Genomic DNA, 15,245 nt, shown 5'->3' with positions numbered 1-15,245 from the left:
CGTCGCAGCGTGCTGCGAATGTCGAATCTGTTCCTGCGGACCCTGCGCGACGACCCCTCCGACGCCGAGGTGCCGTCGCACAAGCTGCTCGTGCGCGCCGGCTACATCCGCCGTGCCGCGCCCGGCGGCTTCACGTGGCTGCCGCTCGGCTTCATCGTGCTGCGCAACGTCGAGCGGATCGTCCGAGAAGAGATGGACGCCGCCGGTTTCCAGGAAGTGCACTTCCCTGCGCTCCTGCCGAAAGAGCCCTACGAGGCGTCGGGACGCTGGGTCGAGTACGGCCCCAACCTGTTCCGGCTCCAGGATCGACACGGCGCCGACCACCTGCTGGCCCCCACCCACGAGGAGATGTTCACCCTGCTGGTGAAGGGTCTGTACGGGTCGTACAAGGATTTGCCGCTGTCGATCTACCAGATCCAGACGAAGTACCGCGACGAGGCGCGTCCCCGCGCCGGACTGCTGCGCGGCCGCGAGTTCGTCATGAAGGATTCGTACAGCTTCGATGTCGACGACGAGGGCCTGCAGCGCTCGTACGATCGCCACCGCGAGGCGTACATCAAGACGTTCGAGCGGCTCGGTCTGCCGTTCGTGATCGTGTCGGCGATGTCGGGCGCCATGGGCGGCTCTGCATCGGAGGAGTTCCTCACTCCGCTCGACGTCGGCGAGGACACGTTCATCCGGTGCACCAAGTGCGACTTCGCGGCCAACACTGAGGCGGTCGAGGTGCCCGCTCCCCCGGCGGTACCGCTCGACGGGCTGGCCGACGCGGTCGTCTGCGACACGCCCGGTACGCCCACGATCCAGACGCTCGTCGACTTCTTCAACGGGAGCGACGAGTTGCGTCGTGCCGACCGGGAGTGGACCGCTGCCGACACACTGAAGAACGTGGTCGTCAAGCTGCGCCACCCCGACGGCAGCAGCGAGGTGCTGGCGATCGGTGTACCCGGCGACCGCGAGGTCGACCAGAAGCGGCTCGAGGCGCAGGTCGCCCCCGCCGAGGTCGAGCCGTTCGACGAGGCCGATTTCGCCGCGAACCCGGCCCTGGTGAAGGGTTACATCGGCCCGGGCGTGCTCGGGAGCGAGAGCGCGTCGGGCATCCGCTACCTCCTCGACCCTCGTGTGGTCGAGGGCACGCAGTGGATCACCGGTGCCGACGTGAACGGCAAGCACGTGATGAACCTGACGGCCGGCCGAGACTTCACCGCCGACGGTGTGATCCAGGCCGCCGAGGTGCTGGACGGCGACGCGTGCCCCAACTGCGGTGGCGACGTCGAGATCGCTCGCGGCATCGAGATGGGCCACATCTTCCAGCTGGGTCGCAAGTACGCCGAGGCGCTCGACCTCAAGGTGCAGGACGAGAGCGGCAAGCAGGTGACCGTGACGATGGGTTCGTACGGCATCGGTGTGTCGCGAGCCGTTGCCGCGCTGGCCGAGACGAACCACGACGACTCGGGCCTCGTCTGGCCGCGCGAGGTCGCGCCGGCCGACGTGCATCTGGTGATCGCCGGCAAGGAAGGCGGCCCGCAGCGTCCGGCCGCCGAGCAGCTCGCTGCCGAGATGGAGGCCGCCGGTGCCCGTGTGCTCTTCGACGACCGTGAGGGCGTGTCGCCCGGCGTGCGGTTCAAGGACGCCGAGCTGATCGGCGTGCCGACGATCGTCGTGTGCGGGCGCGGCATCGACGCCGACGACCCGAGCAAGAGCCTGGTCGAGGTCAAGGACCGCCGCTCCGGCGAACGCGTCGACATGCCCCTCGCCGACGTCGTCCCCCACATCACGACCCTCCTGTAACCCCCGCCGCGGCGCATCACTCAGCCGGGTCGGGTGTCGGACGGAACGCCGAGGCGCAGCCGAGGCGTTTCGGGAGATCACCCGACCCGCGCTCGCACCGTCATCACCGGAGTCGGGTGATCTCCGGAAACGTCGACTCCGTCGCCGTTCCCGACGACACCCGACCCGGTTCTTCTTGATCACGGTCATGATCTGGCCGCAATAGGGTGGACGATGTGGACATGCACACCACCACCCAGCAGTCCCCGTCGGCGGCGCCACCAGGCACTGCCGCCATCACCACCAGCGGGCTCGCTCGACGCTTCGGCGAGTTCGACGCCGTCGCCGGGATCGATCTCGAGATCCGGACCGGCGAGATCTACGGCTTGCTCGGCCCCAACGGTGCCGGCAAGTCGACGACCGTCCGCATGCTCTGCACCCTGCTCGGGCCGACGGGCGGTTCGGCCACCGTGGCCGGCTTCGACGTCACCGAGCAGCCGAACGAGGTCCGCCTCCGCATCGGAGCGGCGCTCCAGGAGGCTGCGCTCGACCCGAAGCAGTCCGGCATCGAGTTGCTCCGACTGCAGGGCCGCCTCTACGGGTTGCACCGCGACGAGGTCGACCGACGCGTCGCCGACCTGACGCAGATGATCGATCTGGGCGAGGCGATCGAGCGTCCGATCGGTACCTACTCGGGCGGGATGCGCCGCCGGCTCGATCTGGCAGCGGCGCTGGTACACAACCCCGACGTGTTGTTCCTCGACGAGCCGACCACCGGCCTCGACCCGGTGAGCCGGGCGAGGGTGTGGGACGAGGTGCGAACGTTGAACGAACAGCTGGGCATGACGATCCTGCTCACCACCCAGTACCTGGAGGAGGCCGACGTGTTGGCCCATCGGGTCGGCATCATCGACGGTGGCCGTCTGGTGGCCGAAGGCACGCCGGCCGAACTGAAGCGACAGGTCGGCGCCGACCTGGTGATCGCCCGCATCGACGGGGCCGCGTCCGATGCGGTGGCAGCGGTCGAGTCGATCGACGATCTCGAGGTAGTCGACGCGACCGACGGCGAGTTGGTGCTCGCCACGACGCACGGTGCCGCCAAGGTCGGTCCGGTCGCCGTGGCGCTGGCCGACGCCGGGGTCGAGTTGCGCGACCTCACGCTGCGCACGCCGACGCTCGACGACGTGTTCCTCGAGATGACCGGCAACCGGATGCAGCACGACGAGTTCGAGCACGCACACGACGAGCAGGAAGGAGCGGCGCGATGACCGCGATCTCGACGACCCCGTCCACCATCCGTGCCCGACCGACCGGATTCGTGCACGACGTGACGACCATCGCGGGCCGCGCTCTGCGGGCCGTGCCACGCGACCTCGAGGCGGTCATCCCGCCGGTGTTCATCGCGATCTTCTTCTTCGTGGTGAACATCGCCACGCTCGAACGACTGACCGAGGGAGCGATCGGCGGGTTCGACTACACGGCGTTCCAGATGCCGACCGCGATCCTGCTCGGAGTGACCGGTGTGTCGCGAGCGCCTGCCCTGGTGCTCGACGTGCAGAACGGCTACTTCGACCGACTGCTGATGACGCCGATGAAGCGGAGCGCGATCCTGCTCGGTCATCTCGTCGCCGACGTGTTCGTCGCCGCGTGCCTGACCGTGCCGATCCTCGTGCTCGGGCTGATCCTCGGTGCCGGCTTCGAGACGGGGGTGATCGGCGTCGTCGTGTTCATCTCGGCGGCGGCGTTCTGGAGCCTGGCGTTCGCCGGGTTCGGCTATGCGGTGGCGCTCAAGACGGGCAATCCGGCGGCGGTGCAGTCGATGTTCCTGCTGTTCTTCCCGTTCCTGTTCCTGACGACGTCGTACGTCCCTCGTGAGCAGTTGTCGGGTTGGCTCGACGTCGTTGCGACGTTCAACCCGGTCACGTACATCCTCGAGGGGATGCGTGCGCTGGCGATCGACGGCTGGACGGTCGACGTGTTGTGGGCCGTGGTGGCGATCGTCGCCGTCGGTGCGCTGAGCATGTCGATGTGCATGGCGGCGTTGCGAGGGAGGGTGCGCCGCGGATGAGCGACCCGACCGCCCGCACGCTCGCCCTGTTGGCCTTGCTCCAGACCCACCGCTTCTGGTCGGGTATCGAGCTCGCCGATCGTCTCGGGGTGAGCGCGCGGACGGTGCGGCGCGATGTCGACCGGTTGCGCGAGTTGGGGTACCGGGTCGATGCGGCGCCGGGCGTCGACGGTGGGTATCAGCTGGCTGCCGGGGCGGCGGTGCCGCCGTTGTTGGTCGACGAGGACGAGGCCGTTGCCTTGTCGGTCGGGCTGCGGGCTGCTGCAGGTGCATCGATCGAGGGCATCGACGAGACGACGGTGCGGTTGCTTGCGAAGCTCGATCAGGTGTTGCCCGATCGGTTGCGCCGGCGGGTGGACGCCCTCCACTCGAACGTGGAGGTGTTGCGGTGGGTGCCGCAGCAGACGGTGCGGGCGGCGTGGTTGACGGTGCTCGCGCAGGGGTGCCGTGACCGCGAGGAGGTGCGGTTCGGGTACACCCGCAAGGACGGTGAGGAGTCGAGCCGTCTCGTCCGTCCGTACCAGCTCGTGTCGGTCGGACATCGCTGGTATCTCGTGGCGTGGGATTGCCGCCGCGAGGACTGGCGGACCTTCCGGGTCGACCGGATGGTCGAGCCGCAGCTGGCCGGGGCTCGCTTCGACGAGCTGGCGCTGCCCGGGGAGAGTGCCGCTGATTTCGTGGCGGCCGGCCTCCGGGCGGTGACCGAACAGCACGAGGCGGTCGTCGTGCTCGGTGGTCAGCCCGACGAGATCGATCGGCTGGCGCACTGGTTCCGAGGCGACCTCACCGCCCAGCCCGACGGGCGGACGAGGATGCGCTTGACGGCAGAATCGCTCGAGTGGCTCGCCGGCATGGTCGCGATCCTCGCGACCAGCTTCACCGTCGACGTGGTCGACGCTCCGCCCGAGGTCAGGACGAGGCTCACCGACGCCGTGCGCAACCTGTCCACCAACACGGGTCGGGTGTCGTAGGGAACGGCGACGGAGTCGACGTTTCCGGAGATCACCCGACCCGGCTCGCAGTGACTACGAGACCCCGAGGGTTTCGGTGGCTTCGGCCTTGAGGCGCTTGTAGTCGACCTTGCCGTTGGGGGCCCGGCCGATCGTGTCGACGACGACGATCCGCTTCGGGCTCTTGTAGGCGGCGAGGGTTTCGCGGACGTGCGCGATCAGCGCCGACTCGTCGATCGACTCGCCCTCGCGGGGTTCGACCACGCCGGTGACGGCCTCACCGAACTTCTCGTCGGGCACGCCGACGACCACGGCGTCGAGCACCGCCGGGTGCCGCTTCAAAGCCTCTTCGACTTCCTCGGGGAAGACCTTCTCGCCACCGGTGTTGATGCACACCGAGCCGCGGCCGAGCAGGGTGATCGTGCCGTCGTCCTCGACGGTGGCGAAGTCGCCCGGGCACGAGTACCGCCCACCGTTGATGTGGAGGAAGGTACGGGCCGACTTCTCCGGGTCCTTGTAGTAGCCGAGTGGCTGACGACCGCCGACGGCCAGGCGGCCGATCTCGCCCGAACCGGCGGCGATCGGTTCGTCGTTCTCGTCGATGACGATCGAGTTCTCGGTGAGTTCGAACTTGGCGGTCTCGGCGGTCTGGCCCATGCCCGAGATCGACGAGCCCATACCGAGCGCCTCGCTCGAGGAGAAGGCGTCGAGCAGGAGCATGTTGGGGTGGTGGTCGAGCAGGCCCTGCTTCACTTCCTTCGACCACATCACGCCGCTCGAGGTGATGCCGACGAGGCTGGCGAGGTTCCAGCGCCCGCGGTTGGCGTCGAGCGCCTTGAGGATCGGCTTACCGAACGCGTCGCCGACGATCGAGATGACGTTGACACCTTCGCGTTCGATCGTGTCGAGCAGTTCGACCGGGTCGAAGTGGCGGTCGGTGAGGGTCACGATGCAGCCGCCATCGGTCAGTGCCGACAGGCCGGGGAAGTTGCCGGTGCCGTGCATCTGCGGGCACGCCGGCAGGAAGCTGCGTCCCGGCTGGTTGTAGGTGCCGCGCCGGTCGGCGGCCGATCCCTCGTCGGAGAGTGGGTTGCCGAGGGTCGCGGTGAGCACGACGGCGAGATCGTCCTGGCGCCACATGACGCCTTTCGGCATGCCGGTCGTGCCGCCGGTGTAGAGCATGTTGAGATCGTCGCCGGTGCGTCCCCAGTCGGGGATCGTGCGCTCGGTGGCCGATGCGGCGGCGTCCTCGTACGGCATGGCCCAGTCGGGGCACGGGCCCGATCCGTCGTCGACCCAGAGCCAGACCTTCACCTTCGGGAGTTGCTCGCGAATCGGGTCGATCGTGTCGACGAAGCAGCCGTGGAACACGACGGCGCCGGCGTCCGCGTTGTCCCACAGGTAGAGCAGCTCGTCGGCGGTGTAGCGGTAGTTCGTGTTGACCGGGACGAACGCTCCCTTGAAGCCGGCGAACATCGACTCCATGTACTCGGGACAGTTGTAGAGGTACTGCGCGAACGCCTGCTGCCGTTCGAGTCCGGCGTCGAGCAGCGTCTTGGCGACGCCGTCGGCACGTCGGTCGAAGTCGGCCCAGGTGATCCGTCGATCACCGTGGATCGCGGCCGGTGCGTCGGGCAGCTCGTCGGCGACGACCTCCCACAGATCAGCGAAATTCCAGTTCCCCACATTCCCCATAGAGGTGCTGTGTAGCACCGTCGCCGGAGCCGGGCCGAGTCAGACTCGTTTCGCGGGCGACCCGGGTCGTGAGGCTTCGGTCCGTAGGCTGGGCGGATGCGCTTGGTTGCCCTCGTCGTTGCTGCGATCGCCGCGGTGTGGGGAGCGGTCACCGATGCGTTCGAGGCGGGCTCCGGTGCCGAGGCGACCGAAGTGGCCGATCGCGGAGTGCAGCACGACCCGGCCGCCGAGTGCGACCTGACGACGGTCGAGGCGCTCTCGGCCGACCATCCCGACGTCGACCAGTTCATCGTCATGGCGACCGACGACTGGGGCGACACGACCGGGACGGTCGAGGTCGCCGCCCGCGGCGAGGGTGGCACCTGGCTCTGCCAGTTGGGCGCGATGGATGCGATGTACGGACGGTCGGGCACCCGGCCGCTGATCGACCGGCGGTCGGGCGACGGGACGACGCCGGCCGGCGTGTTCCCGCTCGGTGAGGTGACGGCGTGGGACGGCGAGGTGTTCTCGATGTTCGGCAACTCGGCCGACCCCGGCGTGCTGGTCCCCTACCGCGACGTGAAGCCGGAGGACTGCTGGGGTGCCACCAAGAACACGGCGAGGTACCAGCACCTGGTGAACGACTACCGCTGCCCCGGTCCCGACGACGAATGGCTGGCCGGCATCACCGAGTCGTACTCGCACGCCGCCGTGATCGGCGCCAACCTCGACCCGATCTCGGGCGACGAGCCCGGTGAGATCCCGTACGCGGCGGCGATCTTCCTGCACCGCTACAGCTACTACTCGAACGGCGTCCCGAAGCCGACGAGCGGCTGCGTGTCGCTCCAGTACGACGACCTCGTGGCCACCCTTCGCCTCATCGACCCGAGGCTGAACCCCCACTTCGCCATCGGCCCCACCGACTCCCTCCGCAGCTAAAGACACCCCCATGGGGTCAGGTGTCGCAGGTGACGGCGAGGAACGAGCCGTTACCGGAGATCACCTGACCCCGGCTCCGCAACGGACTCAGTCGGTCAGGAGCTCGGCCGCCACCGACACCAGCGCCGCCACGGCGACGCCGGCGGCGGCCAGCACGGCGACATGTCGGACGACCTGGGCGGCGGTCATCCGCTCCCCGTTGGCGTGCAGCATCTCGCCGTCGGTGCAGTGGCTCAGGATGCCGCCGGCCGAACCGATCGACAGGATCGAGCCGGCCGAACCGATCGACAGGATCGAGCCGGCCGAACCGATGGAGAGGATCGAACCCGCCGAACCGATCGACAGGATCGACCCTGCAGAGTTCAGCGAACGGATGGATCCGACCGAGGCGACCGAGTCGATCGATCCGACCGACCAGCGGGAGCGGATGGACGCGGTCGACATGGGACGATTCTGCCTCACCCGACGGTGTTGAAGTAGCGCCACCCGTTGACCTCGTCCATCGCGAGCCGGTGGCGAGGCCCGTCGATCGTGTGGTCGTCGAGGCCGTACGCGGCGTCGCCCTCCCAGAGGCAGAGCCGGGTATCACCGTCCATCAGCATGTGGGTGGCGAAGTAGCGAGGATCGGCGGCAGCCAGTGCTGATACCACGTCGCCGTAGCGGGCGAGTTGGGTGAGGGTGACGTAGGTGGGCGGGGCGATGAGGATCTCGCCGCGTTCCTGCATGTGGAGGGCGACGGCCGGTGGAACCCACTGGTGGGCGTGCACCTCGTTGCCGTCGACGTCGATGACGTGGTCGGCGTGGCCGTCGTGCGCTTCCGCGACGAAGAACCAGGTCGAGTACCGCTTCGGCGAGAGGGCGTTCTTGCCCGGCGGGAGCCAGTGGCTCCAGAACACGAGCGAGTCGGGATCGACCGTCAGCGAGATCTCCTCCTGGGTCTCGCGCACCGCCGCACGGCGGGCCGCCGGCAGCGGGTCGGGCTCGGTTCCGGCGGGGATGTCGTCGTCCTCGATGCCGCCGCCGGGGAACGCCCACATCCCACCGAACGCGGTCTCGGCGCCCCGATGGATCATGAGCACCTCGAGTTCGCCGTCGCCGTCCCGCACCAGCACCAACGTCGCCGCCGGACGGGCCGGCACCTCGGCGTCGGGCTGGTCGATCACGTCGATCCGCATGCGACCAACCTAAGCGACGCTCCCGGTCGCGTCAGAGCTTGAAGACGCGGGCGGCGTTGTCGTGGAGGAACAGCCGGCGGGTCTCGTCGTCGAGACCCAGGTCGTCGAGGTGTTCGAGACACTTGGCCGGCGTGATCATCGGGTAGTTCGTGCCGAACAGGACCTTGGTGCGCCCATTGGAGCGCAGGTAGTCGACGAGCTGCGACGGGTACCGCTTCGCTGTGTAGGCAGACGTGTCGATGAAGACGTTCTCGTGCTTGGTCGCGACGGCGATTGCCTCGTCGGTCCAGGGGTAGCCGATGTGGCCGGCGACGATGCGCAGCTCGGGGAAGTCGAGCGCCACCCGGTCGAGGTAGATCGGCCGCCCGACCTCGGACGACATGAGCGGGCCGGTGTGGCCGATCTGGGTGCAGAAGGGCACGTCGAGCTCCACGCACGTGGCGTAGATCGGGTAGAAGCGGGCGTCGGTGGGCGGCACCTCCCACAGCCACGGGAGCACCCGGATGGCCGCGAAGCCGAGCTCGTCGACGCAGCGGCGGATCTCGCGCACGGCGTCCATCGGCTTGGTGATGTCGACCGAGCCGACGCCGACGAGCCGATCGGGTGCCTGCTCGACGAACCCGGCGACGTCGTCGTTGGAGATCATCGTGACGTTCGGCTTGTACCAGGCGCTGATGAGTGCCTGGTCGACCCCGCCCTGGTCCATCACACCGACGGTGAGCGAAACCGGCAGCTCCTCGGTCGGGGCCTCGCTGCGGGTCCACCGGCGGAGCGAGTCGAAGATCGGGTCGGTCGCGTGCCGCAGCGTGGGGTGCTGCGCCCAGGCATCGATCGTCATGCCGGCCACGGTATCGGCGTCGCTACTCCAGGGTGTTTCTGGGGCGGTTCATGGTGACGAGCTTGTCGGGGTTGAGGATGCTGGTGATGCGGACGATCCGGCCGTCGACGACTTCGACGCCGGTTACCGACGAGACCTCGTCGCCGATCTCGATGACGAGCCCGGGAAAGCCACCGACGAGGGCCGGTTCGAACGTCCACGACTCGGGAAACCGTCGCCACAGGTTCATCAGCAGTCGGACGATCCGCGCCGGCTCCCGCACCGGTCTCCGGGCCGCACGATGGTCGGGGCCGCCGTCGCTCAGGTAGACCGCCTCCGGCGCCAGGCAGCGGACCGCCTCGGCTTCGTCGCCGGTGGCCAGCGCGGTGATGAAGCGGCGTGCCAAGTCGTTCGACGCCGCCGTTGCATCCCGCCGACGCTGCTCGGCGGCGCGCACCTTCCGGCGAGCGCGGCTGGCGAGTTGGCGGCACGACTCGGGCGTCCGCCCCATCGACGCTGCGATCGAGTCGTAGCGGTCGCCGAACACGTCGGCGAGGAGGAACGCGGCGCGTTCGTCGGGCGTGAGTTCCTCGAGCATGATCAGGAACGCCGACGTCATCGAATCGGTGAGCTCGGCCAGGTCGGCCGGGTCGGTCGACCGTTCGACGAGCGGTGTCGGCAGCCACGGGCCGGTGTAGCGCTCCTCGTCCCGCTTGCGCTGACGGAGCCGGTCGATAGCAAGGCGGGAGACGACCGTGTTCAGCCAGGCGTCTGCGTTGTCGATCTCGACCTGGTCGGCCGAGTCCCAGCGGAGCCACGCCTCCTGCACGACGTCGTCGGCGTCGGCGAACGAACCGACGATGCGGTAGGCGCGTCCGGTGAGCCGGGCCCGTGCTGCTTCGAAGACGTCGCTCACCCGATCCCCGTTCACACGGTCACCATCGCACGCTTCGCGGCTGCGGCACCAGCGGTCGCACCACTGACGAGCGATGCGTCGGCCAGCAGCGGCTTGCCGATCCAGTCGCCGGCGGCGAACAGGCCCCGATCGGCGAGTTCCATGCCGGTCGGTCTCGCGACGCCGACCTGCGGGCTCCCCCACGTCACCGTGCACGCTGCGAGGAAGCGCTCGAGCGTCCGGTCGTCGCCCGTCGGCAACCCGGCGATCGCTGCGTGACGTTCGAGCGCCGCCCGGTTCTCGTCGGCCGACGAGTCGTCGTCGGGGGCGAGGTACCGCATGACCGAGTAGAGCCACTGACCGTCGGGCGCCGTGTGCGACGTCGGTGCGTGCTGCGACAGGTACATCGGGGTGTCGGTGCCCTGCAAGAAGTCGAGGTCGCCCCGCGTGCCGCCCACGTCGAGGCACGAGGCCCGCAGTGCCGGGCCGGCGCGCTCCACCCAGTCGGCCGGGTCGTCGCCGAGCAGGTTCACCGCCACGTGCGGACCTCCGGAGGCGAGCACGACCGAACCGCCGGCGATCGTGTGATCGGGCGTCGCGACCGTCCAGCCGTCACGGTCGTGGGTCAGCCCGGTCGCCGTGGTGTGATCGAACAGGGCGACGCCGGCGGCTCTGGCACGGTCGGTCAGGTCGTCGACGATCGACTGCCAGCCGCCGTGCAGATACGCCACTCCCCCGCCGAGTGCGAACTGGCCCAGCACGGCCGACGCCGGCATGTCGCCCGGCCGTGCGCCGTACGTCACGAGACGTCCGAGCGCCGTGAGCATGGTGCGCAGGTCGGGGCGGGTGCCCTGGTCGTCCATCCACTGGTCGAGGCTCACGTCGCCCGCCTTGTGGGCGGTGCCGGCCATGTCGTTGAACCAGCCGGCGAACTTCGCCTTCGAGCGAACGCCGAGCAGGCGTGTCGTCAGGATGCCCTTCGCAGTCGTCGGCAGCGGTGCGACCTCGCCGTGCCACAGCACTCGGTAGCTCCCGGCGTTCGGGGTGACGCCGTGCGGCTGAACGCCGAGCGAGGTGAGCACGTCCCAGCCGCCACCACATCGGTAGAGCGCGTGCCCGCCCTCGTTGAGGATGAACCCATCTCGGTTCACCGAGCGGCCACGACCACCGAACGAACGAGCGTCGAGCAGCGCCACCGAACTCCCAGCGTTCACGGCGGTGACCGCCGCCACCAGCCCGGCGAGCCCGCCCCCGACCACCACGACGTCGAATGTGTCCTTCTCACGTTCCATACCCACCCCGACGACCACGACGACCGAAACGTGACAACAGGACCCCGAGGGGTCGGGTGTCGTCGGTGACGGCGAGGACCGCGTGGGGTCAGGTGTCGTCGGTGACGGCGAGGAACGAGCCGTTACCAGAGATCACCTGACCCCGGATCGGCAAACCAAGCCACGACCCATAACGCACCCCGATACCCATCACAAGATCCATCAGTAACCACAATGACCTGCCACCCCACGACGAGCGACTCGACCGCTACGACCCCCGAGCCGCTGAACCACATCTGGACGTGGCATCCCTTCGTCGGCATCATGGTGCGATGGAACAGGCAGAGACCTTCCGGCGGATCGCCGCCGATTTCACCGCCAAGGTCGAGGCCGTCGGACCCGACGGCTGGAACGCCGAGGCGCCGTGCGACGGGTGGGTGGCACGCGACGTCGTCCGTCACCTGGTCGAGTGGGTGCCGTGGTGGCTGAGCGAGGGCACCGATCATTCGATGACGATCACGACCAGCGTCGACGACGACCCGGCTGCTGCCTGGGCCGAGCTCCGAGATCAGCTCCAGGCGATCCTCGACCGGCCCGAGGCCGAGCAGGAGACGTTCGAGAGTCAGATGTTCGGCGGCGCGATGCCGCTCGGCGTGGCCACCGAACGCTTCGTGACCGGCGACGTTCTGGTCCACACGTGGGACCTGGCGAAAGCCACGGGCCAGGACGCGTCGATCGACGCGGACTTCGCCGCCGGGATGTACGACGGCATGCTCCCGATGGACGCCATGCTCCGCCAGAGCGGCCACTTCGGTCCCCGTGTCGACGTCGCCGACGACGCCGACCCCGTCACCAAACTGATCGCGTTCACCGGCCGCACCCCCTGACGGGGTGGTGCGTCAGCGGAGCTTTTCGAGTTCTTCGATCAGTTCGCTGACGGGGCGGTAGGTCAGGCCGGCCATGGCCTTGTGGACGTACCGGATGGTGCCGTCGGCGTCGATGATGAAGATGCTGCGACGGGGGAAGCCGATCGGGCCGAGGGTGCCGTAGGCGCCGGCGACTTCCTTGCCGGTGTCGGCCAGGAGTGGGAACTCGAAGCCGTGCTTGCCACTGAACGCTTCTTTGCTCTCGACCGACTGGGCCGAGATGCCGACGATCTGCGCGTCGAGATCGTCGAACTGGTCGAGGCCGTCGTTGTAGGCGTTGAGCTGCTTCGTGCAGACCGGGGTGTCGTCACCCGGGTAGAACACGAGCACCAGCGGTTTGCCGGCGAAATCGCTCAACGAGTACTCACGATCACCCGTGCCGGGCAGCGTGAAGTCGGGTGCGCGGTCGCCGACGCCGACACTCATCCGGCCGCAGCCTCCATGACATCGTCAGCGATGTCGAAGTTGGAGTAGACGTCCTGGACATCGTCGTTGTCCTCGATCGCTTCCATGATCCGCAGGATCTTCTTGGCGTCCTCGACGGAGGTGACCGGCACCAGGTTGTCGCTCACCATCGGGGTGTCGGCCGACATGATCGTGTAGCCGGCGCCCTCGATGGCGTCCTTGATGTCGTAGGTGTCGCTCGGGCTGCCGACCGTGACCTGCCAGGCGTCGCCGACGTTCTCGACGTCGTCGGCACCGGCCTCGAGGGCCGCCATCATCAGCTCGTCCTCGTCGACGCCCTTGCCTTCGACGAGGATGATGCCCTTGCGGCTGAACTGCCAGCCGACGGCACCCGGCTCGGCCATCGTGCCGCCCATCTTGGTGAGGGCGGAACGGATGTCGGCGCTGGTGCGGTTGCGGTTGTCGGTCAGCACGTCGATCAGGAGTGCGACACCACCCGGGGCGTAGCCCTCATAGGTGATGTCCTCGTACGCATCGGCACCACCTTCGCCGGTGCCACGCTTGATGGCCCGGTCGATGGCGTCGTTCGTCATCTGCGCGGCCTTGGCCTTCTGCACGGCCGTGCGCAGCGACGGGTTCATGTCGGGATCGCCGCCACCACCTCGGGCCGCCACTTCGATCTGGCGTGCCAGCTTGGCGAAGAGCTTGCCGCGCTTGGCGTCGGCCGCGCCCTTCTTGTGCTTGATCGTTGCCCATTTGGAATGGCCGGACATCAGGTGTTCTCCGTCTGTGCGTCGTGTCGCTCCGAGAACGACTCGTGCTGGAAACTGTTGAGGAAGGCGGCGTGCAGTCGGTGATCGCCCGCCAACTCCGGATGAAAGGATGCCACGTACACGGCACCCTGTCGCAAGAGCACTGGCACGCCGTCATGCTCGGCGAGCACCTCGACGTCGTCGCCGAGGCGGGTGACCTTCGGCGCCCGGATGAAAACGCCGTGGAACGGGGCGGCACCGGGCCCGAGCACCGAGACGGTCAGATCGGTCTCGAACGAGTCGAGCTGACGGCCGTAACCGTTGCGCTGCACCGTGATGTCGATGGCGCCGAACGACCGCTGGTCGGGACGTCCGTCGAGCACCTCGGTGGCGAGCAGGATCATGCCGGCGCACGTGCCGAAGACCGGCATGCCATCGGCGATCCGTTGTGCGAGCGGGTCGAACAACTCGCTCGAGAGGAGGAGCCGCGACATCGTCGTCGACTCACCGCCCGGCATCACGAGCGCGTCGACGCCCGCGAGGTCGCGCGGGGTGCGCACCTGGCGCGAGAGCGCGCCGAGTTCAGTGAGTCGCTGCTGGTGCGATTCGAAGGCACCCTGCAGTGCGAGCACGCCGATCATCGGCGCACCCACCTGGGGGCTCCTGACTGTCGTGACCCAAGGGTCACCAACCGCGCTCGGCGTAGCGCTGGTTGATCTCGTCCATGCCGATGCCGGTCATCGGGGCACCGAGGCCACGGCTGACCTTGGCCAGGATCGAGGCGTCGTTGAAGTGCGTCGTCGCCTCGACGATCGCGGCCGCACGGCGAGCCGGCTCGTCGCTCTTGAAGATGCCAGAGCCGACGAACACGGCTTCGGCGCCGAGCTGCATGGCGAGCCCGGCGTCGGCCGGGGTGGCGAGACCACCGGCGCAGAACAGTGGAACGGGCAGCTTGCCGGTCTCGGCGATCTCCTGCACGAGCGGGAGCGGCGCCTGGAGGTGCTTGGCCCAGTCGAACAGCTCGGCCGAGTCGGCTTGGCCGATCCGCTTGATGTCGCCGGTGATCGAGCGCAGGTGGCGCACGGCCTCGATGACGTTGCCGGTGCCGGCCTCGCCCTTCGAGCGGATCATGGCGGCGCCTTCGCTGATACGGCGAAGCGCTTCACCGAGGTTGGTCGCACCGCATACGAACGGCACGGTGAACTTCCACTTGTCGATGTGGTGCGCCTCGTCGGCCGGGGTGAGCACCTCGGACTCGTCGACGAAGTCGACACCGAGCGACTCGAGGATCTGGGCCTCGACGAAGTGGCCGATGCGGGCCTTGGCCATCACCGGGATCGACACGGCCGCCTTGATGCCCTCGATCATGTCGGGGTCGCTCATGCGGGCCACGCCACCGTCGCGGCGGATGTCGGCCGGCACCCGCTCGAGTGCCATCACGGCCGACGCCCCTGCGTCTTCGGCGATCTTGGCCTGCTCCGGCGTGACGACGTCCATGATGACGCCGCCCTTGAGCATCTCGGCGAGGCCGCGCTTGACGGGGAACGATCCGGTGACGTGTTCGGACATGGCGACAATCGTACCGCCTCGCCCCCGTCCTTTCCCT

At 68.6% G+C, this 15,245-nt stretch carries 16 protein-coding genes; 6 read left to right on the top strand and 10 right to left on the bottom strand.

Translation table 11 applies throughout. From position 1 onward, the window contains the following. The first annotated feature begins 18 nt into the window (after nucleotides 1-18). The 4 genes from BDK89_RS06660 to BDK89_RS06645 all read left to right on the top strand — a co-directional run bounded on the left by BDK89_RS06660 (nucleotide 19) and on the right by BDK89_RS06645 (nucleotide 4,806). Nucleotides 19-1,788, top strand: a complete 1,770-nt coding sequence (locus tag BDK89_RS06660) for a proline--tRNA ligase (RefSeq protein ID WP_133871003.1) — start codon at nucleotides 19-21, stop codon at nucleotides 1,786-1,788. A gap of 221 nt (nucleotides 1,789-2,009) precedes the next feature. After that, nucleotides 2,010-3,035, top strand: coding sequence for an ATP-binding cassette domain-containing protein (locus BDK89_RS06655; RefSeq protein ID WP_133868200.1), 1,026 nt, complete (start codon nucleotides 2,010-2,012; stop codon nucleotides 3,033-3,035). Next, nucleotides 3,032-3,835 (top strand): ABC transporter permease, encoded by an 804-nt coding sequence (locus BDK89_RS06650; RefSeq protein ID WP_133868199.1) that lies wholly within the window; start codon nucleotides 3,032-3,034, stop codon nucleotides 3,833-3,835. The genes BDK89_RS06655 and BDK89_RS06650 overlap by 4 nt, the downstream gene beginning before the upstream one ends. Beyond that, a complete protein-coding gene (locus tag BDK89_RS06645) occupies nucleotides 3,832-4,806 on the top strand; it encodes a helix-turn-helix transcriptional regulator (protein ID WP_133868198.1) in 975 nt (324 codons plus the stop codon). Before BDK89_RS06650 ends, BDK89_RS06645 begins: the two co-directional genes overlap by 4 nt. Before the next feature lie 54 nt (nucleotides 4,807-4,860). On the opposite strand, the gene BDK89_RS06640 is transcribed toward BDK89_RS06645, so the two are convergent. Continuing rightward, nucleotides 4,861-6,480, bottom strand: coding sequence for an acyl-CoA synthetase (locus BDK89_RS06640; RefSeq protein ID WP_166657429.1), 1,620 nt, complete (start codon nucleotides 6,478-6,480; stop codon nucleotides 4,861-4,863). A gap of 96 nt (nucleotides 6,481-6,576) precedes the next feature. Between BDK89_RS06640 and BDK89_RS06635 the strand changes: the two genes are divergently transcribed. After that, nucleotides 6,577-7,398 carry a hypothetical protein gene (locus BDK89_RS06635; RefSeq protein ID WP_133868197.1) on the top strand — a complete coding sequence of 274 codons (822 nt, stop codon included), beginning with the start codon at nucleotides 6,577-6,579 and terminating at the stop codon, nucleotides 7,396-7,398. 87 nt (nucleotides 7,399-7,485) lie between these two features. Here BDK89_RS06635 and BDK89_RS22370 read toward each other — a convergent pair whose 3' ends face one another. Genes BDK89_RS22370 through BDK89_RS06610 form a run of 5 tightly spaced genes read right to left on the bottom strand, consistent with a single transcriptional unit; the run spans nucleotide 7,486 to nucleotide 11,577 of the window. After that, nucleotides 7,486-7,842 (bottom strand): hypothetical protein, encoded by a 357-nt coding sequence (locus BDK89_RS22370; RefSeq protein ID WP_243839113.1) that lies wholly within the window; start codon nucleotides 7,840-7,842, stop codon nucleotides 7,486-7,488. A gap of 14 nt (nucleotides 7,843-7,856) precedes the next feature. Beyond that, nucleotides 7,857-8,573, bottom strand: a complete 717-nt coding sequence (locus BDK89_RS06625) for an NUDIX hydrolase (RefSeq protein WP_133868196.1) — start codon at nucleotides 8,571-8,573, stop codon at nucleotides 7,857-7,859. A 31-nt stretch (nucleotides 8,574-8,604) separates the two neighbouring features. After that, on the bottom strand, nucleotides 8,605-9,411 hold the full coding sequence (locus BDK89_RS06620) for an amidohydrolase family protein (RefSeq protein WP_133868195.1): 807 nt from the start codon (nucleotides 9,409-9,411) through the stop codon (nucleotides 8,605-8,607). 22 nt (nucleotides 9,412-9,433) lie between these two features. Continuing rightward, complete coding sequence (gene sigJ / locus BDK89_RS21685) at nucleotides 9,434-10,306, bottom strand: RNA polymerase sigma factor SigJ (RefSeq protein WP_166657427.1); 873 nt, start codon at nucleotides 10,304-10,306, stop codon at nucleotides 9,434-9,436. An 11-nt stretch (nucleotides 10,307-10,317) separates the two neighbouring features. Then, on the bottom strand, nucleotides 10,318-11,577 hold the full coding sequence (locus tag BDK89_RS06610; RefSeq protein WP_133868193.1) for an FAD-dependent oxidoreductase: 1,260 nt from the start codon (nucleotides 11,575-11,577) through the stop codon (nucleotides 10,318-10,320). A gap of 311 nt (nucleotides 11,578-11,888) precedes the next feature. Here BDK89_RS06610 and BDK89_RS06605 point away from each other — a divergent pair, with 311 nt between their 5' ends. Next, a complete protein-coding gene (locus tag BDK89_RS06605) occupies nucleotides 11,889-12,443 on the top strand; it encodes a TIGR03086 family metal-binding protein (RefSeq protein WP_133868192.1) in 555 nt (184 codons plus the stop codon). A gap of 12 nt (nucleotides 12,444-12,455) precedes the next feature. On the opposite strand, the gene BDK89_RS06600 is transcribed toward BDK89_RS06605, so the two are convergent. The 4 genes from BDK89_RS06600 to pdxS are packed head-to-tail and all read right to left on the bottom strand — an operon-like array spanning nucleotide 12,456 to nucleotide 15,208. Further along, nucleotides 12,456-12,908, bottom strand: coding sequence for a peroxiredoxin (locus BDK89_RS06600; protein WP_133868191.1), 453 nt, complete (start codon nucleotides 12,906-12,908; stop codon nucleotides 12,456-12,458). Beyond that, nucleotides 12,905-13,660 carry a YebC/PmpR family DNA-binding transcriptional regulator gene (locus BDK89_RS06595; RefSeq protein WP_133868190.1) on the bottom strand — a complete coding sequence of 252 codons (756 nt, stop codon included), beginning with the start codon at nucleotides 13,658-13,660 and terminating at the stop codon, nucleotides 12,905-12,907. Before BDK89_RS06595 ends, BDK89_RS06600 begins: the two co-directional genes overlap by 4 nt. Beyond that, nucleotides 13,660-14,280, bottom strand: a complete 621-nt coding sequence (gene pdxT, locus BDK89_RS06590; RefSeq protein WP_133871001.1) for a pyridoxal 5'-phosphate synthase glutaminase subunit PdxT — start codon at nucleotides 14,278-14,280, stop codon at nucleotides 13,660-13,662. Before pdxT ends, BDK89_RS06595 begins: the two co-directional genes overlap by 1 nt. A 43-nt stretch (nucleotides 14,281-14,323) precedes the next feature. Next, nucleotides 14,324-15,208 (bottom strand): pyridoxal 5'-phosphate synthase lyase subunit PdxS, encoded by an 885-nt coding sequence (pdxS, locus tag BDK89_RS06585; RefSeq protein WP_133868189.1) that lies wholly within the window; start codon nucleotides 15,206-15,208, stop codon nucleotides 14,324-14,326. Between the last annotated feature and the right edge of the window lie 37 nt (nucleotides 15,209-15,245).

It is taken from the genome of Ilumatobacter fluminis, assembly GCF_004364865.1.
Lineage (GTDB): Bacteria > Actinomycetota > Acidimicrobiia > Acidimicrobiales > Ilumatobacteraceae > Ilumatobacter > Ilumatobacter fluminis.
Note: the sequence above shows the minus strand (reverse complement) of the source record. Positions and strands in the feature narration are given on the sequence as shown.